We start from the raw sequence: 18,952 nt of genomic DNA, 5'->3' as shown, positions 1-18,952 counted from the left end.
TTTAAGACCCGAATTAAAATATTTTCTGGGCTTCCCGCTCGCATTTTAAAATTTCTACGGCCTCCCTGAAACGCATGGAATGGATGATTTCCCGCTCTCGCAGAAATTTTAACCCATCCTGTAAATCGACGTCATCGGTTAAATCAATCAGCCACTGATAGGTCGCACGGGCTTTTTCCTCTGCTGCTATATCTTCATATAAATCAGCAATCGGATCGCCCTTGGCTTGAATATAGGCCGCAGTCCAAGGCACTCCGGCCGCATTCTGATAATAGAGGGCGGAATCGTGGTTCACGTAATAATCACCGAGCCCAGCCGCTTTAAGCTGATCAGGCGTTGCATCTTTAGTCAGCTTGTATATCATCGTCGCAATCATTTCGAGATGCGCGAATTCCTCTGTCCCGATATCGGTCAGCAGTCCGATTACTTTGTCCGGAATCGTGTACCGCTGGTTCAAGTAGCGCAGCGCGGCAGCAAGTTCCCCGTCCGCACCCCCGTACTGTTCGATCAGCAGCTTCGCCATGTGCGGATCGCATTTGCTTACACGGACCGGGTACTGCAGCTTTTTCTCGTATATCCACATAGAAATCCTCCCTATCTTGCGCACTCCTGTGCTTGTTATGGACATCCTACTTGCGTGCCTGCCCCAATCATGTAAACTCTATGCCCGGGTATCTATACCTGCCAAGGCCAGGGATCCTGTGCCCACCGCCAGCTGTTCTGGGGAGGGCCGCTTTGTCCGAACTGGGTAAGGGGACCATAGACAAGCTGGAATTCATAGGCCAGCTTTTGCCTTTTCATAGAGAAATCATTAAACTGCTGCAGGGCTGCCCTGTCCGTGGGATGGGTGTCCAGATATAAAGTCAGTTCAACCAGAACAAAATCAGCGGCCTGCAGATCGGTGAGCATCCGGTAATAATTCTCGTCTAGCTGTATCGTCATCAATTTCTTCTCCTTTCGCCTTCTGTAGTCACCGCACTTTAGTCTCCTTATCGTCTCGGATGATAATTGCTGTAAAGATCGGGCCAAAGAGTTCCCAGTGTCAACGCTTCATAAGGACTAAACTGCGGCAGACCCATCGGCTGGAACTGAATGAATAAATTGGGCGGCGTTACATAGGTTTTGACACCGATAGGCGGACACGGATCAAACGGCCCCCTGAACGGGACATACATCCTGACTTGTGGATTCATCGGTCATCCTCCTTATCCGGAAATTTTCTTTCCACTCCTTTTAACTTAGGGCATCGCCTATGGGCGGGATTGGCGTATGCCTGATTCACCCCCTTCATTTTTATGCCCGGATAAACCGGAACATGTGTGGACGAGCTCGTGAACTTTGAACTTTACTATCTCCTTCAAAAAAGAGCCTGCCCGCCCGAGTTCCCATGAACTCGAGCGGACAAGCTCTTTTGCTTCATACAAAAAAATAGCTTAATCCAGATTAATCTTAAAATGCAGCAGCCCTACCTGCCGCATGGTTTGAATCAGAATGATGACCAGAGGTCCCAGGAACATACCGGCAACCCCCATCAGCTCGAAGCCGACATACAGGCTGACCATGGCAGCCAAGGCGCTGATTCCTACAGAATTACTTAGAATCTTAGGTTCGATAACACGCCGGACGATTGTGATCACCACAAAGAGCAGGAAAATCTGTGTCGCCATCGCCGGATCGCCAAGCAGCAGCCTGTAAATGGCCCAAGGAATGAACACGAGCCCGGTTCCGATTACCGGGACGAATTCCATGAACATCACGAGAAGGGCGATCGCCAGCGGATACTCTGTCCGGATAAAGAGCAGGCCGATCAGTGTGAGCACATACGTCAGCATAGACATCATCACCTGGGCATACATAAAGCCGAAGAGGGCTTGCCTCAGGGAAATCATCATATTCTCCACTTTCTCGCGGGAACGATCGTCGAATAACTGCAGCAGGGAATGTTTCATAGCAGGCAGAGAATAAGAAATCAGATACAGAGAGATCAGATACACCACGAAAAGAATCAGGAAATTCGGAATGGCCGCAGCCGCTCCGAGGAACGAATCGGATAGCATAAGGACAAATCGCTGAAAGGCCTGTGCGGCGGATGCCAGTCCATTCTCGAGCCAGAGCTGGACCTGTGTGTCGTTGCTTGAGAAAAGCGTGTTCACTCTCATACGTGCATGAGAGGCGGCATCCTCCAGATAAAGGCTCGCTTCGCCGATATAAGCGGGAATTCTGCCCCACAGATTCATAAATTCTACAAATGCCTTGGCTCCGATCAGGGAAAATAATCCCAGGGTCAGCACAGTAAAAAGTGTACTGACTAAAGATACGGCTGTAAAACGGCCCATTCTAAGCAGCCTCATCAGAAGAGCTACTACAGGCTCGAGCAGCATGGCGGTCACAATAGCCAGCAAGAACGGCAGGCCCACCGTAAACAGGCCGTACAGCATCAAGAGCCCCAGAATCATAATCGCTGCTGTTTTCCACGACACCGGAAAGACATTCCCCCTTAATGTTCAGGGTTAACGGCGGTAGCATCTTTCTCTGTTTTGCTTTTATTACCCGGCTTGGTTATATGAACCCGGGTGATCCGCAGACGATCCACTTCGCCCACTTCGAAGATATGATCTCCATACTCGATTTTGCGACCTTTGACAGGCGCTCCTTCCAGCGTCTTGAATAACCAGCCGCCGATGGAATCCACTTCATCGTCCTCAATCGACAAGTGAAGCAGGACATTCAGATCGGCAATGAGTGTACGTCCGTCAACGGAAGTGACATTATCTTTCACTTCCACACCGGGACGTTCGTCATCGTCAAACTCATCATGCAGTTCACCGACGATCTCCTCAATAATATCCCCAAGCGCCAGCATCCCCGCTGTACCGCCATACTCGTCCACCACGATGGCAAGCTGGGAGTGTTTCTTCTGCATCAGCTTGAGCACTCTGCTGATCTCCATCGATTCCGGCACGCTCAGAATCGGACGGATAAATGCCTGAAGCTCGTGATGAAGCTTGAAATCATCTGTCAGCAGGTCCGTAATATGGACGAATCCGATGATCTGATCCTTATCCCCAAGAGCAACCGGATAACGGGTATGCTTCTTCTCGTTGATGAGCTTAAGGTTCTCTTCCAGCGGCTGATCCATAAATAAACAGTCCATATCCAGACGTGGAAGCATAACTTCACGGGCGATCCGGTCAGAGAAATCGAAGATATTATCGAACAGCTTCATTTCATCACGGTCAATGTGTCCGCTTCGAGTGCTCTGATACATCAATATGCGGATTTCTTCTTCCGTATGCGCAGCTTCATGCTCTGTAGCAGGCTGAACCCCGATCATTTTCAGAAGCAGGTTGGCAGCACCGTTCAATACCCAGATTGCGGGCAGGAAGATTTTATAGAAATACATAAGAGGAGCAGAGGTCCACAAAGACACTTGATCCGGTTTGCGGATTGCAAGCGACTTCGGCGTAAGCTCCCCAAGTACAATGTGCAGGAAGGTTACGATAGAGAATGAAAGAATCAGCGATATGGTTCCGGATAGAACCGAGTTATGCCAATTTAACATTTGAAAGAAAGGTTCAATAATGAGATGGGCGATTGCCTTTTCCCCTACCCAGCCAAGACCGAGGGAGGCCAGTGTAATACCAAGCTGGGTTGCAGACAAATAGGCATCCAGTTTTTTGGTAACGGCATATGCAAATTTAGCTCTTTTATTTCCTTCGCTTACATACTGCTGCAGCTTAGTTTGCCGTACTTTGACTAAGGCAAACTCCGCAGCCACGAAAAATCCGTTGAGCAGGACCAGTATCAACACCAAGGACATATTCAGAATTATTTTATCCCATTCAAATGTACTCCCCAATGTATACGTCTCCTTTGCAGCTAGAATTCTGTCGTCAGATGATTGCTATGCGGCGGGTAAAATCTTCACCCGGATAATAAGAATTCGCTACGAGCAGATTCGGACCGCAGCATGCGGCCGCCGGGCAATGACAGTCGACAGTACGGCTGAGCGGGTGCTGAATCCAGCGGTCAAACACCTCTTCCAGCCGGTCATTAGATAAATTGCCTAGAGCAGGTACATCTGCAAAGTCTGTAACGTAAATGTCGCCTGTAAACATATTGACATTGAGACGGTTACGGCCATCCGGATCATTGCGGACCGTAACGTTCGGTTCATTACGCAAACGGCGAAGAAGCATCTGATCCTCCTCCGAAGAACTGCAGGCAAAGAACGGCAGCGTACCGAGGAGAATCCACATGTCCGGATCACGACTGTCCAGAAGCCGGTGAATCGTCTCACGCATCTGGTCCAATGAGAGAATCGGCAGATTCGATGCAAAAGAACTCGGATACATCGGATGCACTTCATGGCGTCTGCATCCCATCTCGACAATCAGCCTATGGATCTCCGAAATATTATCATGAGTCCGGGTGTTCAGCATCGACTCCGCAGAAATGAACATGCCTCCTTTGCTTAGAGCGGCGGCGTTCTCCAGCATGCGCTCATAGAGCCGGCTGGCTGCCTTGATCCCGACAGGCCGGCCCGATCTTACAAAACCGACTTCGTGAAAATCCTCGGCATTCGTGTAATTGAACGAAATGTGCATGACATCCAGATATGGAGCGATCCATTCATAGCGCTCCAGATCGAGTGTCAGGTTCGAATTGATTTGAGTGCGCACCCCGCGTTCATGCGCATAGCGGAGAAGCGGAACCATATAGTCTTTCACCGTCTTCACGGAAAAAGTCGGCTCTCCGCCTGTTATACTGATCGTCTCCAGGTGTTCCACTTCGTCCAGCTTACGCAGCGCATCGGCCAGAGGAAGCTTAGGCCCCTCCTGCATGACGAGCGTATCGCCCACCGCGCAATGTTCGCACCGCATATTGCATAAGTTGGATACTGTAAATTCTACACTCGTTAAAGTATGGCGTCCGTACTGTCTCAGCGAACGAATCGGGTCCCACGGATCATAAGAAGGGGAGAGTTCGGTCCAGGTACGGTTCATCGTCGGTTCATTAATCAATTGGGTTCACATCCGGTAACAAAATTGGGCGATCGCTAGGATCCCCCTGTTATACCCCGCCTATAGCGGACATATGCCCTCTATTGTACCTGATGCCGTTGAAAAATGAAATAAACCACACTCCGCAGCAGCTTCATAAGCGAAGGAAGCAGCAGGCAGAACACTACACCAAGAACAAATATAATTACCACTCGCAGTTGGTCTTGAATCCGGCTTGGCATGTCGAGCTTGAATGCAGACCCTCTCGTAATAAGCGTCTCCAGCCCCCCGTCCGGTTCCCGAAGCTTACGGGCGAGCGTATCGACCGCAGGGCGTATTCGGGAAATTCGCGGAACCGCGCTTAAGCGGAGTACTATCCACTCCGTATGATTTGTGACTTCAAGGCTATGAAGAGAAAAGATAACCTTCCTAGTATGGTCCATTTCATTCCTTTTTTATCAGCGGCTCTCATCCGGAAATAGACAAAAACTCCCCTAAGGGAGTTTCGGCGTAAAGTATAATGCGGTATCAGGTCGGATTGATACTGGTTATCATAATGGATAATTGCTTGGACAAATCGACCTCATAAGGAACTTTAAGCGGTTCCCTCCGCTGATTCTCAATAATGCGGATTACCGGCCGCTGCGGCATAGAGGCATTCAAATCTACGACAACCCCAATTTCACCCGTACATAGAGACACCGTTACCCCCAGCGGGTAAATCGCCACCTTATCCCGGAATAAATTCACCATATCCGGATCATACAGGGTGTTGGCGCCGCCCATAATCACTTCTAATGCCTCATGGGGCAGCAAAGCCGGCCGGTACACCCGGTGGGTAGTCAAAGCATCGTAAGAATCCACCATCGCGATCCATTTCGCATAAGGGTGGATTTCATCCCCTTTGATACCGCGGGGATACCCGCTTCCGTTCATTCGTTCATGATGCTGGAAGGCACAATGCGCCGACAGAAGGGGAATGTTAGGTTCCTCCTTGAGAATCCGATACCCGTAGACGGTATGATTCTGCATCTCGGTGAATTCCGAATCCGATAGTTGGGTCGGTTTGCACAGGATTTCATCCGGTATTTGTGTCTTGCCTATATCGTGAAGCAGGGCGCCCAGCCCCAAAGTCATTAATTCATCCTTCCCGTAACCATGACTCATCCCGAGCATGGTGGCATACATACACACATTAAGTGAATGCTGATACAAATAATTGTCCTTAATCTGGATATCAGACAGCATAATCATCGCGTCACCATGTCTGGACAAATCTTCAATCAGACTGTCCATATGCAAACGGAACGTTTTGCCGAAATGATGATAGCTCGCTAATGTTCTGCGTCCCGGATCGTTCGCCAGTTTGCGGAACGAACTCCGGATTTCTCTGAGAAGCTTATTCTTGTTCTCCTCGGAAATCAGCTCTACGTGAACGATATCGTCCGTTAAGGAATCCTGAATATACAGGTAGTTAATTCCATGACGATCCAGGCGGTCCAGGAGCGGCTGTGTCAACTCGACACCTTCAGCCAGCAGTACCATACCTTGTTCATTATAAATGTGCTTGCCCAGCTTCATACCGGCACGGCACATGCTGATGGGAAAAAGCCGCATAGTATTCGTAACCCCACGTTTCTGGAATGTTTCTCTCTATTCTCTTACTGTATAAGATATTTTTGGAAAGAGCAATACAAAAACCGCGTTTTTTCGACGCGGTTCCCGGCCATCACACAAAATAGTCAAATGAAGTATAAATAAACGATAAAAATTGCGGCTAATGCAAACCGGTAATAAGAGAAATAGGTCAGCTTCATGCGCTGCACAAATCGGATAAACGTAACGATTGCCAGCAGAGCGACAAGGAAGGAAACAACAAATCCCGTCAAGAAGAAAAGGATATCATCCGCCGTGAAGTTCTTGTAGCTTTTCAGCAGCGAATAGGAACTGGCGGCAAACATAATCGGTACGGCCATAATGAAAGTAAAATCCGCCCCCGCCTTACGACTGACGCCGTGCAGCATGCCTCCCGCCATCGTGGCTCCCGAACGCGAAAAGCCTGGAATCAGCACAGCCAGACATTGGTACAGCCCGATAAGTAAGGCTTGACGGAGCGATATGCCATCCATATCCTCGACAACCGGAGCCTCATTACGTTCCATTTTCTTCTCTGCCGCAATCATCAGAATACCACCGAGAATAAGCGATACGACAACAGTGTGCGGTGAGAATAAGTACGTCTCGATCAGATCATCAAATAAAAAGGCAATCAGCATAGCCGGCACAATTCCGAGCAGAATGTGAACCAGCGACAGCCGGGACTCTCCCGCCTTGACAGGTACAGGCTCACGATCTATTCCGACAATACGCAGAATACGTCTCCAGTACACAATCACAACAGCCAGTATCGCTCCGAGCTGAATCACGATGGTAAAGGTCTTCATGAGGGGCTCATCTTCATGGACCCCAAGTAAAGACTGGGCCAGAATCATGTGTCCGGTTGAGGAAACCGGAAGAAATTCCGTCAGTCCTTCAATAATTCCGATAATCGCAGCAATCCACAGACTGTACATAGTCTCCCCCTAGTAATTTGGGTAGTATTCGATATTCTGACTTGCTGCTGACCGGCAAGTCCCGCACGCGCCTAGTCGTATTTAAAGTCAGCTTACAATAGAACAAGAAATCAGCCGGCCTTCTCCCGACCGCGGAAGCCGGCAGTAGGTCAGCCGGCATATCATTCCTGCAGCGGCTGTTTACCGGCAAGAGGATACCACCTAGGCTCATCCGCTTCGTCCAAATGCTCCCCCGATCGAAGCTCTTCACGAAGGAGATCCCGCAGAAGTTCCGGCAGCAGATACTCCACATCGCTGCCTTCGCTCAGAGACATGTAGCCGACGCCGAAAGTAAACATGTCGATCATTCCGACGCTGTAAATCCGGCGGTCTTGAAGCGGTTCATCCCCAATGAACGCTTCCTTGATCCGGTTCATCGGTTCACCTTCCGGATCGTAACGGACTGTCATTCCATCGATACAGAGCATGCCGAGCACTTCTCCGCGGAAGCCGTAGCCGCGGATCGGCTTATCTTGAAATTCCCGCAGCAGCGACTCCTCCAGAGCCTGCCGCAGCTTGTCTCCCGCCAGCTTAACGCGGCAGGGATTAATAGGACCGGGACAGATGGCGAGCAGATGGCCCAGCGTGACGGGTCCTGCCGCAAGTCCGCGCAGGAGCTGTCCGGCGTTGACCAGGCCGATCTCGGCGCTCATCCAGCGGCGCAGCGCGGAGGCCAGCAGGTTGCCGAGCGCGGACTCCCGGTACCAGTCAAGTTCGAGAGGCCCGGCCAGCTCCGCAACATGGATATCCAGAGCACGCCTGCCAAGCTCCATGTTGCGGCTTAGAATCTCCTGGATGACCGGATCGTCTTCCCACCCGGACATCGTGTGGACGCATCCGCTCATCCGGAGTATACGCCGCCAGGTCAAATCGACTTCTACTTTCACTTCACCGACGTAGTTCCCGTACTTCCCTGCTGCACATACCAGCGTATTTCGGATAAGAAGAGGCTCCTGGAGCAAATGGTGCGTATGAGCGCCGAGAATCACATCAATTCCGTCGATTTCCCCGGCAAGACGCTCGTCGTACCGAATCCCCAAATGAGACAGGACAATAAGCACGTCGCACTGCGGACGGAGCTTCTGGACCCACCAAGCTGCCGATTCCATCGGATCACGGACATTCCAGCCGAGGAGCTGGTAATAATCCGTAAATGCGGCCGTCAGGCCGATGAGACCGACTGTCAGCTCTCCTTTTCGGATGAGATGATACGGAAGCATCCACCCCGGCGTCTCACCTGTAACGCTATCCTCGATGTTGCTTCCGATAACCGGAAAAAGGGCCTGTTTTTCAAATAGCTCTCTAAGTGATTCATGATCGTAGGTCAGCCCCTCGTTGTTGCCCGGGACCATCGCCTCGTAACCTGTAGCGTTCATCACTTCTATGTTGGCGGAACCGTTCGTACCTTCTGTTTCAAGCCGCATCCGGTCCATGTGATCGCCAATATCGAGCGTCAATATAGCTTCGCCTGCATAGCGGCGCTTCAGTTCTTTGAAGCAAGAGGCTATCTTAGGCATCTGCTCAAAATGACTGTGCAGGTCATTCGTATGAAGAATCCGTAAAGTCTGTGTCGATTGACGGTTTGTGGTCATCCTCTCACCTCCGCAGGAAAGCCTGTCTCTTTTAAAAATATGCACTTCCGATTGCTGTTATGTAAGATTAGCCGCAAGACACTGGTTGCCTCATTATATCATTTTCATCAAATCGTATGATATGCTAGTGGTAAATGCAAGTTGCGGGAGTGTGACCGTTCATGACGTTCCGAATACGTCTTTTTGCAGGTCTGGCCGATGTGCTCGGCAGGCCTTTTGTCGATCTGTCTATAGATGAGAAGACAGCTGGCGGAAGTGATACCGTCAAGGTACAGCAGCTGCTGGAAGAAATGAGCCGTCAATTTCCCGAAGCGGGATCCCTGCTGGCCCACTGCTTCCTAGCCAAGAATCATACTTACGCTGCACCAGAAGAACCGGTTGCCGTAACGGACGAGCTGGCTCTGATCCCGCCGGTATCGGGCGGCAGCGGCAAAGATCGAAGCGCCAATAAGGAGAAAGAGGCAGAAGACTCCTCCCCCTATGCACTGACCCGCAGTCCCATTGATGCGGATCAAGTCGCAGCCAGGACGGCTCATCCCGACTGCGGGGCCACGCTCCTCTTCATCGGCACGACACGGGAGCATACAGATGGGCAGCGTACTGTCCTGCTGGAATACGAGGCATATGAACCCATGGCCCTTATAACCATGAGAACGATCGGCGAGGAGATCGCCGGACGCTGGCCGGGAGCACGCTGTGCTATGACCCACCGCCTGGGCCCTGTTGCGATAGGCGAAAGCAGCCTTGTCATTGCGGTATCAACGCCTCACCGGGCGGCGTGTTACGAAGCCAGCCGCTATGCGATCGAGCGAGTGAAGCAGATTCTTCCGGTTTGGAAAAAAGAGATTCATGAGGACGGTTCCGAGTGGAAAGGGTATGCATCCGGAGAATGGAACCCACTGGACCCGGTCTTGAAATGACCGCGGCAAACTGCGCCGCTTATTATGTCACTTCTATAGTAGAAAGGAATGAGGATTGTGCAACTTCCTCCGGATGAAATCAAACCTGAGACGGTCCCGTCCAGGTATTCGCGCCACGTACTGTTTAAGCCCATAGGCGAAACAGGCCAGCGCACGCTGAGTCAGTCTCGCGTTGCAATCGTCGGCCTCGGCGCCCTCGGCACCGTCCTCGCGAACCACATGGTTCGCGCCGGAGTCGGCTATGTGCGCCTGATCGACCGCGACTTCGTCGAGGAGAGCAATCTGCAGCGGCAGATGCTCTATGACGAAGAAGATGCGCGCCAGGCGCAGCCCAAAGCCGCAGCCGCGGCAGCCAAGCTTGCGCGGATCAACTCTCTCGTCGACATCGAAGCGCATGTCGGCGATCTGAGCCTCTTGAATGCCGATGACCTGCTGACAGGCGTTGATCTGATTCTGGACGGGACGGATAATTTCTCCGTCCGCTTCCTGATCAACGACGTCAGCGTGAAATACGGCATTCCGTGGATCTACGGCGGCGCCGTCGCTTCACGGGGCGTATCGCTTGCGATCGTGCCCGGCCAGACGCCTTGCCTGCGCTGCCTGTTCGGCGCAGCACCGGCTCACGGCGCAGCGGATACATGCGACACCGCCGGTGTGATCGGCCCGATCATTCATATGGTCGCTTCCTATCAGGCAACTGAAGCGATGAAGCTCCTGATCGGGGACCGCGAGCATGTCAACCTCCGCATGCAGCAGTGGGACCTCTGGTACAACCAGTATTCGTCGGTTGATGTGGCCGGTGCGCGCAAGCAGGATTGTCCCGCATGCGCGCACCGGAAATTCGAGTACCTCGATGCCGAAATCGAGGGTGAGACCATCCAGACGCTGTGCGGCCGCGACTCTGTCCAGATCCTTCCTGTCCAGGCACCCGTTATTACCCTGGACCAGTGGGAGCGGCGCTTATCGCCGCTCGGGGGAGTCAGCAGGAACCGTTTCCTGCTCCGTTTCCATCCGAGCGATGAAGTTACGCTCGTGATTTTCCCGGACGGGAGAGTATTAATTCAAGGGGTTAGTGACCCCGCAGCGGCCAAAACTATATACAGCCGGTATATCGGCATGTAAGACCGAGACAGCGTGTCCTCTTGAGATTAGCGGGAGACCGCTGTTTTTTATAGGAATGCATTTAATTATTTGATGTCTCTCTTCTGCCGATTCCCTTTATATGGGACCCAATACTATAGAGATAGGGACAGCAGTGCGCACTCCCTGCCAACTTCTTCGCATATTCGTTTCTTTGTTGAAAAGCCTTTATTCTCATGCTTGATCTCATACCTAATCTCATGCTTTTTTCCAGCCGCTTGCCATCTTATCCTCTCTCTTTTCTTAGGTCGAATCGCATTAAATAATTCCGAAAATTGGAAGAGGTTTCATTGCAAGAACGCTGTCTTTGCTGATATTATTAAGGTGATTGAGAATTTTTGGGAAAAAGGTGAATGAATTCAATGAGAATTCATATAGCAGAACTTCAGGTGGGTGACCGGCTTACCCATGATACGTTCAATTCCGTTGGATTGAACATCTTACCAGCCAATACACAAGTGGACGAGTTCGACATCCTTAAATTAAGCAAGCATCAAATTGAATATGTCGATATTAAATCACGTCCGCTGCCCGAGAATCCTCAGCAAGATGAAAACGCCGCCACAAAGGAAATCTTTCGTCATGAAGAATCGTTTCAAACCGCAATTAACGGTATCAAAGATCTGTTCGCAGACGTCATGAATTCCGGTAAAATAGAAGAGGAGACCGTCAACAAGCATTTTGCTCCTCTGATCACTACAGTCAGGGAAGAGAAGGACGTCGTCAATCTTCTGCTCTGCCTCGATAGCCGCGATGATTATACATATCAGCACAGTGTGCAAGTAGGCATTCTTTCTTATTTTATCGCACTTTGGCTGGGCAACTCCGATAAGGAAGCACATCAGATCGGCCGGGCCGGATATCTTCACGATATCGGGAAATGCAAGATTGATTTCGATATGCTGCAGAAAGCCGGCAAGCTGAGCGAAGAAGAGTTCAATGAAATGCGCAAGCATACGGTTTACGGGTATGATATTATCCGCAAGTCGATCGGCGAAGAACTGCCTGCTCTCGTCGCTTTACAGCATCATGAGCGCATGAACGGCTCTGGTTATCCGTTAGGAAAAACAGCGGAAGCCATCCACCCTGCAGCCAAAATTGTAGCGGTAGCCGATGTATACAGCGCTATGATCAGCAATCGTTCTTATCAGCAGAAGAAAGACCAGCTCTACGTATTGAAGGAACTTCATAGAATGAGTTTCGGGGAGCTTGATGCGGAAGCGGTGCATGTGTTTATCGCCAACATGATTCCTAACTTCATCGGCAAAAAAGCAACCCTCTCGGATGGCAGTTCCGGAATCATCGTGATGACCTTCCCGAATGACTTTTTCCGTCCGCTAGTCCAGGTTGATGAAGAATTTATTGATCTGACTCATCGTCCTGATCTGGAAATCATCTCTATCTCTATTCACTAATACTACCCAGATTCGAATTGTACAGCCGGCGCCTCTTCTCCAAGAGCCGTTCGGCTGTTTTGTGTTACACTAATTAATAACCGCTGGAAAACATGCCGGATAAATTCCCGGTTTTGAGCACACGTTATTTTAAGCCTAACAGAAAGGTGGATTTTCCCTTGGAGCAAGATGATCAGATAGAGTCCTCCCCCCAGCGTCAGCAGGAAACCTCTATACATTCGGGAGAGCACACAAAAGCGGTGACGGTTAAACGACGATCATCCCGATTCAGCTCTGTCTTCGCCTTCATTAGCGGATTGCTCGCGTGCCTGTTCAGTCTGCTGCTCGTGACGATCCCCCTCGGGCTGCTTTTTGGCTTCGCCGCCCTGATCAGCGGGTTCATAGCCTGGCGTCGTTACCGCCGCTCCTCCGGCCTGGTTTTGTCTCTTTTCTCTTTGCTGATCGCTGCGGTATGGATTGCAGGCTTTGTTGTTCCGCTTGCGGCAGATCCTACCATCCGAGTCCATATCCCCTTTTTGTAACTGCATCATTCGGTGACTATAGAGAAAATAAAAAAAAAGCAGCCACTCTTTTAACAAGTTGTGGCTGCTTTTTGTAGATAAAAAATTACATTAGGTAAACGGAGAACGTTTTTTTACAAATCCTGTGACAGTCTTACCATATCCCTTACCTGAATACCATTCTCGTATATCTCTTCCGGATAATGACGGATAAAGAAATCACGATCGATTCCCGTCATTCTGAATCCGCACTTCTGGTACAGAGCAAGCTGGTTCACGCTCGAATTGCCGGTTCCGACTTCAATCGTCCTATAGCCTGAAACCCTCGCTTGCTGAACCGCATGGTTGACAAGCTTCTTACCGACGCCATGGCCTTGATACTCCTCAGACACCGCTACATTCACCAGCTCAACCGTTTCGGGGCTAGTCGGCAGCAGCACATATTCGCCTATTACTTTCTCTTCCTTAACCGCGACGTAACATTGTCCTCTCAGCAAATACTCTTTTACAATCACTTCAGACGGGTCGGCCAAGAGGAGCAGATCCATAGGGGGCCGCTCGCCGGCAGCTAGTTGCCTTATTCTCATAGATTGTTCAAACTCCTTTGTACGTACAAGCAAGCATGCTATAAAAATCATGCCCGGAGAAACCGGGCACGCAGGATATTAGAAGTAACTGCTCTCTAAGATTAACGGATATGATCTTTCATCTAATCTAATCTTATCTTAACGATTGGAGGGTATCAAGGTAAGTTGTATGTTTCCAGCTAAATTAGCCTATCAGATAAACCTTGCAGAAGTAGCGTGGAATTCTCAAAATATTTAAATGTAAAAGTTGCTACTTAGCCTCTGTATGAAGCGTAGTTGTGTTCATTTCCACGTTCTCTGTGCCTTCGAAGGCGGTTTTCTGAATAGGTTTGTTATACTCCATCCAGGCGTCCTGCACCGTTGCCAGCAGCTTTTGACGATCCACATTAACACCCCGGTTTTGCAGTTCCTTGGCCGCGTAATCAATAGCGGCGTTCAACTTGTCTTTTCCTTTGATAAACTCATCCTGATTTTCAGCATAAGCCATAGCTTCACGCGCTACTTTGAAAATCAGCTCCTGTTGATCCGCATTTGTCCGTGCCTGAATCCAGCTGATCAAGTACGACTTCGCGGAAGTAATCGCCACTGTCAGCACGCCTGCCAGAGCCGTAACAAACGCTAGAATGAGCGGTGTAAGAATCTCCGTAATGTGTTGAGCCATGTAATGATCCTCCTCTAAATTTACAGCCTCTCGGCCATACGTTTGATAAGCAGTGCAACGTAGTCCCCTCTTGCCGTCCCGCCGGTTCGTGCATGGACAGCCCAATACTCTGGGGAATTGATCACACCTGCCTTTTGCAGCTTAGCCAGATCATCCTTTAAGGTATCAGCTGCAGCAGCTGCAGTCGGCAGCCCAAAAGCTTCCGCAAGTCCGTCCGCGGTTGCCCTTGCTATATGGTCCAGGAAGTCCTCCTTTTTTAGCAGAGCCGCGTCAGTAGAATTGTCAATAAATCCATATTCAAGAAGTGCAGCAGGCATCGCAGTTTGACGGAGTACGGCCAGGTTTGCCTTTTTCATCCCTCTATCAGGCAGCTCTTTCTCTTTGAATATTTTCGCGATTTTCTTATGAATCGCGGATTGAATCTGCTTTGTTATGCTGTCATCCTTGACTGACGTATACACGAATGATTCAAAACCGCTCCCACCACCCGCATTGATGTGTACAGACAGGTAATAATCGGCCCCAAGGGTATTAGCGAACGCAGCTCGCTCCGATAAATCCTTCGATTTATCAGGATTCAAGTCTTTATCCGTTGCGCGCACCAGACGGGTGTCCGCCCGATCTCCCAAGTGTCCGGCAATCTTGTGAACCAATAGAAGCGTCAACTGCTTTTCTTGCAGTCCGTTCGCCACCGCACCCGAGTCTCTTCCGCCGTGACCCGCATCCAGCACGATCCTTACTTTCTTCATGGACTACCCCTCCCTAAAATAATAAAAGCCTTCCAGTCGGAAACCGGAAGGCTTTTAACCATCATCTTTATTGGCTGAATAGATAAGTGACAATGATACCGATTGTAACGCCAATGACATACTTAGCGAAGTTCATCCAAGCTGTTTGAGAGCTTGTCCGCTCCTTATTGCCTTCAAAGCGTTCCTTGATGTTCTCACGTGTTACAAACTGCAGCAGCTCGGCATTGTTTCGCGTAATGTCACTTAACGTACTAAACACGCGCTGCTCAAAACCGTCAAATTTCTTCAGTACCTGGTCGACTAAATTATCGGTGTTTTTTTGTCCTGCAATCAATAATTGCACTTGAACATCCGTCTGAATTTGACTTTGTTTGAGTGTATCAATATCGGCACGATATTGGATACTCTCCCGGTTCAACCGGTCGATCTGAACCCCGTAATCCGTAATCTCAGGAGTCACTTGCTCTTCAGCTCCTTCCATACTCATGATCCTTTCATTAATCTTGAGCACTCTGCCCTGCAAAGTGCCACTTGATTTATAATAAGACGCTTGAAGCGCGCTTGCTCACTTTGAGCTTATTCCTTAGGTTGTCCGTCCGTGCCCAGATCCATTGCTAAAGCCCTTTCGACATCGGTACGCAAAGAGATCGGAACACTGCTAATTTCCCGGCGTCCGGCCTTGATCAGTTCGACATATACGTTTACCATACTTGTCATGCCGTAGGTTCGCCTCCCCCTGGTGACATGGCCGCAAACTGATCTTGCAGGCTGAGAAGTTGTTCAAAAACAGTTGCCACGGCGTCCAGGGCCGTAAAGGTTTGTTCCGTTTGAACGGCAAGTGCTATCTCCAGCGCTGCAATCTTCTGCTCGGCCTCAGTCGCTTCTTGCGGCTGCGGCTTTATGATCTCTTCGATTTCCTCCGGCGTGAGCGCTTCGGTCCATGACTCGGTTTCGAAATCCCACTTGGGGCGATACAAGCCTGGCGGAACACCTACAGCAATGCGGTACCCGGTGATTTTCGGTTCCTGTTGTACTTCTGCGCTGCCTTCTTCGGGATGTGGCAATGGGCCATAAATGGGAAAGACGCCTATCACATCATCTGTAACAAGCGTCGTTTCTTCGAACACACCCAGCGTATCGGTTATGATTGCTTCTTTCATCTGATCACTCCTGCTAAATGTTGGTATTAAATGTAATACTATCTAATAGAGCATAATCATTGCTTCCCGATTCTATACACACAGCCCCTGTCGGAAAAATTGTGACATAGCCGAACCCATTGCTTTGAAGAATAGGGAAATATAAGGCCCTACTAGGACGGTAGCCGACAGGTAAATAGAAAATAGCAGAAGCAATTGTAATTGCACCCTGGCTGACTCTTCCTCTCAAGCGTACATTACTTTGTGAGTCTTTATAGTATTGAGTACTGCCGTATAGCGGCAACCACCCATTAAGCAGCGTCGCCGCGATCCATTGCGGCTGTGCCTTGTTTGGCGCTATACTCTCCAGGATACTTACCCTTGTCTCAACGTTCGCTTGATTCGCTGCTACAGTGTCCAAGGTGGTTTTAAGATTGGAAGCGTATGATCCTGTAAGACTTCCGACTGGAGCCGTGATAGCATATTGGTCAAAAGCTAGATATGTGATTGAGTATGGGCTGTCTTTACCGTATTGTTGATCTGGTATTTCTGCCCTCTCTTCTCCAAACGCATAGCCACCGTTCCCCGCTGTAATTACACGCCAGGTATCCTTCAATCTTCCTCTATAGATACTTAAAATTTTATTTACCGCATACCTAGTCCCTGAATCAGCTATCGACGGATGTCCCTGCATGTTAATATGCCAGGTATTTCCATACTGATTATAGCTAGGCTTTGCCTGTTCCCGTACGATCATCCCCACGCCTACCTCAATTTGGTTCAACCCTTCGTGCAGCGTGATACTGCCTTCGGGGGTGATCTCCTTCACCGTTGGTTGCTCTAGTTGGTAGTTAAGGTGATAAGGGACCCAATTGAAATTGGGAGCTACTACAGTGGGGACGGTGCGCACCGTATAGTCTGGGGAGTGAGCATCAAGTGATCCGATCTGTACCCATGCCTTTAGAGAATTATCAGTCGTATTGTACGGATCATTATTAGGGCCACCCCATCTAAACATTCGCCAACCGTTGAAATATGCTTTTATTTCGTCAGCAGTTGGCGTGTAGTCGGGACCCCAACCGCTGTCGGAGTTTGCTATACGAAGATACAAAATATTATAGTTATTGCCTCCGATTTGCCACTCTTCACCAGTCCAGCCCAGGACGCCTCCCAGATCATTTTTGATTAAATTTCCATTATGCTTCACAAGATGACCTTGGGGCACAGTCTTGACAGCAGCCGATAATGAGGCAAGTTCAACGGTCTTCCCCCCCCCTGTGCCAGGTGTAACTTTCCAGTCTAGGCTCCCATCCAGTATGATTTGCTGGTGCTTAGACGTTTTCCAGTACTTCCCGTCTCGCTGCGTTACCTCGTCGCACACGCTACCATCGACGCTTGAGGCAAGTTTAATGTCCGGGAAAAAGAGATAATCATCCTCTCGCGGCTTGAAAGGCTTGGATGCAGTCCCAATTACGATCATTGGATTTGAATAAGTAACCACTTCAGATATAATTGGATTAAGATTACTGTCTACGGGTTTCATAACAAATTCCATAAATGCCGCGTTTGCCGGGGCTGGCTTCGTATCTCGAAGTACATCCGTCAAACGTCTTTTATTAGCATCTGTGAAATAATAATAGGCTTTTGCATTAGCTGGCTTTGTCGTAACTGTTGGAGTGTAATGCTGACCGGGCACTACCGGGGCAAAAAATTCGACGAAAACATTCGCATCCGCCTTATAGCGCATATCTGTACTATAAAGGCCTGTTATATCCGAATGACTCGGTGTAGATATGATCCAACTTTCCGAACTAGGCGCCAGGTTTTCACCCGTCTTAGTCACGTATGTTCCGGTTGTGTGCTGGACGCTATCGACGTAAGGGAAATGCTTAGCATACTCAGTCCATTCAGTACCGGATATATAATCATATTCTGATTGCGATATTTCGTAGAGTCTGATGGAATCCGCAAAAACCTGTTGCGGGGGATTAGCAGGAGTAAACTGTGTCATTAGAGCGGCGTCCAGAACCTGTATCCGAACTTCTAGTTTTAAAGTACCTGAAGGTGTTGTAAAACGAAATCCGACAGCCTCCCAAACCTCATTTTTAATTGGTATACTAATTTTATCCAGGAGTACTTTGTTAGCTGAGTCATAAGCTATCACACGATAGACACCTGCTCCAACTGCTGTTTTCATATCTCCGATTACGCAATAATTCTTATTCGGTCTAACATTCATAAGCTCGGTAGATACAAAATGTTCACCTATCGGTTCTGCCGCAGTAACGTAAACAGCACTTTTACCACTGGTCCAGATATTAGAAGTTGTCCCGGCAATTGCCCGGTTCACACTCCATTTTGACACGTTTTCACCATTCCCAAGCTTGCCCAGTAAATTTACCAACGTCCGGCCCTTAAGGCTTTCCAACCTAAACGGCGAGGTCCTGGAGGCATTAACGACCTGCACGCCGTTATTCAGAGTCACGGGCGTAAGCAAGGGACTTTGCTTGATATTTGCCTCTATACTGTCAATCGACGTATGAGCCTCTCCAATTCCCAGCTCAATTCGATTTAAATCATTCTCGGTTACGGTATCGTCTAATTTCCAATCTGTTTTTGCCTGATAGCTCAAAA

At 49.5% G+C, this 18,952-nt stretch carries 21 protein-coding genes; 3 read left to right on the top strand and 18 right to left on the bottom strand.

Features of this window, described 5'->3' with window-relative positions; genetic code table 11:
• Positions 1-13: 13 nt before the first annotated feature.
• From AR333_RS00940 to AR333_RS00895, 10 genes are all read right to left on the bottom strand, one after another.
• Positions 14-583, bottom strand: coding sequence for a manganese catalase family protein (locus tag AR333_RS00940; RefSeq protein WP_068773483.1), 570 nt, complete (start codon positions 581-583; stop codon positions 14-16).
• A gap of 92 nt (positions 584-675) precedes the next feature.
• Positions 676-942 carry a spore coat protein CotJB gene (locus tag AR333_RS00935; RefSeq protein ID WP_068773482.1) on the bottom strand — a complete coding sequence of 89 codons (267 nt, stop codon included), beginning with the start codon at positions 940-942 and terminating at the stop codon, positions 676-678.
• A gap of 47 nt (positions 943-989) precedes the next feature.
• Positions 990-1,193 carry a spore coat associated protein CotJA gene (locus AR333_RS00930; protein ID WP_068773481.1) on the bottom strand — a complete coding sequence of 68 codons (204 nt, stop codon included), beginning with the start codon at positions 1,191-1,193 and terminating at the stop codon, positions 990-992.
• A 240-nt stretch (positions 1,194-1,433) separates the two neighbouring features.
• The gene (gene ytvI, locus AR333_RS00925) at positions 1,434-2,480 is read right to left on the bottom strand and encodes a sporulation integral membrane protein YtvI (RefSeq protein WP_068773480.1); all 1,047 of its coding nucleotides are present in this window, start codon (positions 2,478-2,480) and stop codon (positions 1,434-1,436) included.
• Between the two features lie 17 nt (positions 2,481-2,497).
• Positions 2,498-3,820, bottom strand: coding sequence for a hemolysin family protein (locus AR333_RS00920; protein ID WP_172798814.1), 1,323 nt, complete (start codon positions 3,818-3,820; stop codon positions 2,498-2,500).
• Between the two features lie 73 nt (positions 3,821-3,893).
• On the bottom strand, positions 3,894-5,006 hold the full coding sequence (gene yfkAB, locus AR333_RS00915) for a radical SAM/CxCxxxxC motif protein YfkAB (protein WP_068775077.1): 1,113 nt from the start codon (positions 5,004-5,006) through the stop codon (positions 3,894-3,896).
• A 98-nt stretch (positions 5,007-5,104) separates the two neighbouring features.
• Positions 5,105-5,446, bottom strand: a complete 342-nt coding sequence (locus tag AR333_RS00910) for a hypothetical protein (protein ID WP_068773478.1) — start codon at positions 5,444-5,446, stop codon at positions 5,105-5,107.
• 85 nt (positions 5,447-5,531) lie between these two features.
• Positions 5,532-6,620: an HD-GYP domain-containing protein gene (locus AR333_RS00905; protein WP_068773477.1), complete on the bottom strand. Its 1,089-nt coding sequence runs from the start codon at positions 6,618-6,620 to the stop codon at positions 5,532-5,534.
• 125 nt (positions 6,621-6,745) lie between these two features.
• Entirely contained in the window at positions 6,746-7,576 is an 831-nt protein-coding gene (locus tag AR333_RS00900) for an undecaprenyl-diphosphate phosphatase (RefSeq protein ID WP_068773476.1), read from the bottom strand.
• A 161-nt stretch (positions 7,577-7,737) separates the two neighbouring features.
• A complete protein-coding gene (locus AR333_RS00895) occupies positions 7,738-9,207 on the bottom strand; it encodes a bifunctional UDP-sugar hydrolase/5'-nucleotidase (protein WP_068773475.1) in 1,470 nt (489 codons plus the stop codon).
• Positions 9,208-9,368: 161 nt separating this feature from the next.
• On the opposite strand from AR333_RS00895, the gene AR333_RS00890 reads away from it, so the two are divergent.
• The 3 genes from AR333_RS00890 to AR333_RS00880 all read left to right on the top strand — a co-directional run bounded on the left by AR333_RS00890 (position 9,369) and on the right by AR333_RS00880 (position 12,682).
• Positions 9,369-10,127 (top strand): molybdenum cofactor biosynthesis protein MoaE, encoded by a 759-nt coding sequence (locus AR333_RS00890; protein ID WP_068773474.1) that lies wholly within the window; start codon positions 9,369-9,371, stop codon positions 10,125-10,127.
• A gap of 48 nt (positions 10,128-10,175) precedes the next feature.
• Positions 10,176-11,249: a ThiF family adenylyltransferase gene (locus AR333_RS00885; protein ID WP_068773473.1), complete on the top strand. Its 1,074-nt coding sequence runs from the start codon at positions 10,176-10,178 to the stop codon at positions 11,247-11,249.
• 380 nt (positions 11,250-11,629) lie between these two features.
• Positions 11,630-12,682 (top strand): HD-GYP domain-containing protein, encoded by a 1,053-nt coding sequence (locus AR333_RS00880; RefSeq protein WP_068773472.1) that lies wholly within the window; start codon positions 11,630-11,632, stop codon positions 12,680-12,682.
• Between the two features lie 257 nt (positions 12,683-12,939).
• On the opposite strand, the gene AR333_RS24475 is transcribed toward AR333_RS00880, so the two are convergent.
• The 8 genes from AR333_RS24475 to AR333_RS00845 form a co-directional block, all read right to left on the bottom strand.
• Positions 12,940-13,188 (bottom strand): hypothetical protein, encoded by a 249-nt coding sequence (locus AR333_RS24475; protein ID WP_068773471.1) that lies wholly within the window; start codon positions 13,186-13,188, stop codon positions 12,940-12,942.
• A 128-nt stretch (positions 13,189-13,316) separates the two neighbouring features.
• The gene (locus AR333_RS00870; protein ID WP_068773470.1) at positions 13,317-13,769 is read right to left on the bottom strand and encodes a GNAT family N-acetyltransferase; all 453 of its coding nucleotides are present in this window, start codon (positions 13,767-13,769) and stop codon (positions 13,317-13,319) included.
• A gap of 250 nt (positions 13,770-14,019) precedes the next feature.
• Positions 14,020-14,430 carry a phage holin, LLH family gene (locus tag AR333_RS00865; protein WP_068773469.1) on the bottom strand — a complete coding sequence of 137 codons (411 nt, stop codon included), beginning with the start codon at positions 14,428-14,430 and terminating at the stop codon, positions 14,020-14,022.
• A gap of 20 nt (positions 14,431-14,450) precedes the next feature.
• The gene (locus AR333_RS00860; RefSeq protein WP_068773468.1) at positions 14,451-15,179 is read right to left on the bottom strand and encodes an N-acetylmuramoyl-L-alanine amidase; all 729 of its coding nucleotides are present in this window, start codon (positions 15,177-15,179) and stop codon (positions 14,451-14,453) included.
• A 67-nt stretch (positions 15,180-15,246) separates the two neighbouring features.
• Positions 15,247-15,660 carry a hypothetical protein gene (locus AR333_RS00855; RefSeq protein ID WP_172798780.1) on the bottom strand — a complete coding sequence of 138 codons (414 nt, stop codon included), beginning with the start codon at positions 15,658-15,660 and terminating at the stop codon, positions 15,247-15,249.
• A 95-nt stretch (positions 15,661-15,755) separates the two neighbouring features.
• Positions 15,756-15,896, bottom strand: a complete 141-nt coding sequence (locus AR333_RS24850) for a CD1375 family protein (protein ID WP_172798779.1) — start codon at positions 15,894-15,896, stop codon at positions 15,756-15,758.
• Positions 15,893-16,339 carry a hypothetical protein gene (locus AR333_RS00850; protein WP_068773466.1) on the bottom strand — a complete coding sequence of 149 codons (447 nt, stop codon included), beginning with the start codon at positions 16,337-16,339 and terminating at the stop codon, positions 15,893-15,895. The genes AR333_RS24850 and AR333_RS00850 overlap by 4 nt, the downstream gene beginning before the upstream one ends.
• 13 nt (positions 16,340-16,352) lie before the next feature.
• Entirely contained in the window at positions 16,353-18,950 is a 2,598-nt protein-coding gene (locus tag AR333_RS00845) for a hypothetical protein (protein WP_068773465.1), read from the bottom strand.
• Positions 18,951-18,952: the final 2 nt, after the last annotated feature.

Source organism: Paenibacillus sp. FJAT-26967 (genome assembly GCF_001541095.1).
GTDB lineage: Bacteria > Bacillota > Bacilli > Paenibacillales > NBRC-103111 > Paenibacillus_F.
This window is presented reverse-complemented; position numbering and strand designations above follow the sequence as displayed.

Coding starts and splice junctions, on each gene's coding strand:
- AR333_RS00940 (WP_068773483.1), bottom strand. CDS start 583: ATGTGGATATACGAGAAAAAGCTGCAGTACCCGGTCCGTGTAAGCAAA.
- AR333_RS00935 (WP_068773482.1), bottom strand. CDS start 942: ATGACGATACAGCTAGACGAGAATTATTACCGGATGCTCACCGATCTG.
- AR333_RS00930 (WP_068773481.1), bottom strand. CDS start 1,193: ATGAATCCACAAGTCAGGATGTATGTCCCGTTCAGGGGGCCGTTTGAT.
- AR333_RS00920 (WP_172798814.1), bottom strand. CDS start 3,820: ATGTCCTTGGTGTTGATACTGGTCCTGCTCAACGGATTTTTCGTGGCT.
- yfkAB (WP_068775077.1), bottom strand. CDS start 5,006: ATGAACCGTACCTGGACCGAACTCTCCCCTTCTTATGATCCGTGGGAC.
- AR333_RS00910 (WP_068773478.1), bottom strand. CDS start 5,446: ATGGACCATACTAGGAAGGTTATCTTTTCTCTTCATAGCCTTGAAGTC.
- AR333_RS00905 (WP_068773477.1), bottom strand. CDS start 6,620: ATGCGGCTTTTTCCCATCAGCATGTGCCGTGCCGGTATGAAGCTGGGC.
- AR333_RS00900 (WP_068773476.1), bottom strand. CDS start 7,576: ATGTACAGTCTGTGGATTGCTGCGATTATCGGAATTATTGAAGGACTG.
- AR333_RS00895 (WP_068773475.1), bottom strand. CDS start 9,207: ATGACCACAAACCGTCAATCGACACAGACTTTACGGATTCTTCATACG.
- AR333_RS00890 (WP_068773474.1), top strand. CDS start 9,369: ATGACGTTCCGAATACGTCTTTTTGCAGGTCTGGCCGATGTGCTCGGC.
- AR333_RS00885 (WP_068773473.1), top strand. CDS start 10,176: ATGAGGATTGTGCAACTTCCTCCGGATGAAATCAAACCTGAGACGGTC.
- AR333_RS00880 (WP_068773472.1), top strand. CDS start 11,630: ATGAGAATTCATATAGCAGAACTTCAGGTGGGTGACCGGCTTACCCAT.
- AR333_RS24475 (WP_068773471.1), bottom strand. CDS start 13,188: ATGGACTCGGATGGTAGGATCTGCCGCAAGCGGAACAACAAAGCCTGC.
- AR333_RS00870 (WP_068773470.1), bottom strand. CDS start 13,769: ATGAGAATAAGGCAACTAGCTGCCGGCGAGCGGCCCCCTATGGATCTG.
- AR333_RS00865 (WP_068773469.1), bottom strand. CDS start 14,430: ATGGCTCAACACATTACGGAGATTCTTACACCGCTCATTCTAGCGTTT.
- AR333_RS00860 (WP_068773468.1), bottom strand. CDS start 15,179: ATGAAGAAAGTAAGGATCGTGCTGGATGCGGGTCACGGCGGAAGAGAC.
- AR333_RS00855 (WP_172798780.1), bottom strand. CDS start 15,660: ATGGAAGGAGCTGAAGAGCAAGTGACTCCTGAGATTACGGATTACGGG.
- AR333_RS24850 (WP_172798779.1), bottom strand. CDS start 15,896: ATGACAAGTATGGTAAACGTATATGTCGAACTGATCAAGGCCGGACGC.
- AR333_RS00850 (WP_068773466.1), bottom strand. CDS start 16,339: ATGAAAGAAGCAATCATAACCGATACGCTGGGTGTGTTCGAAGAAACG.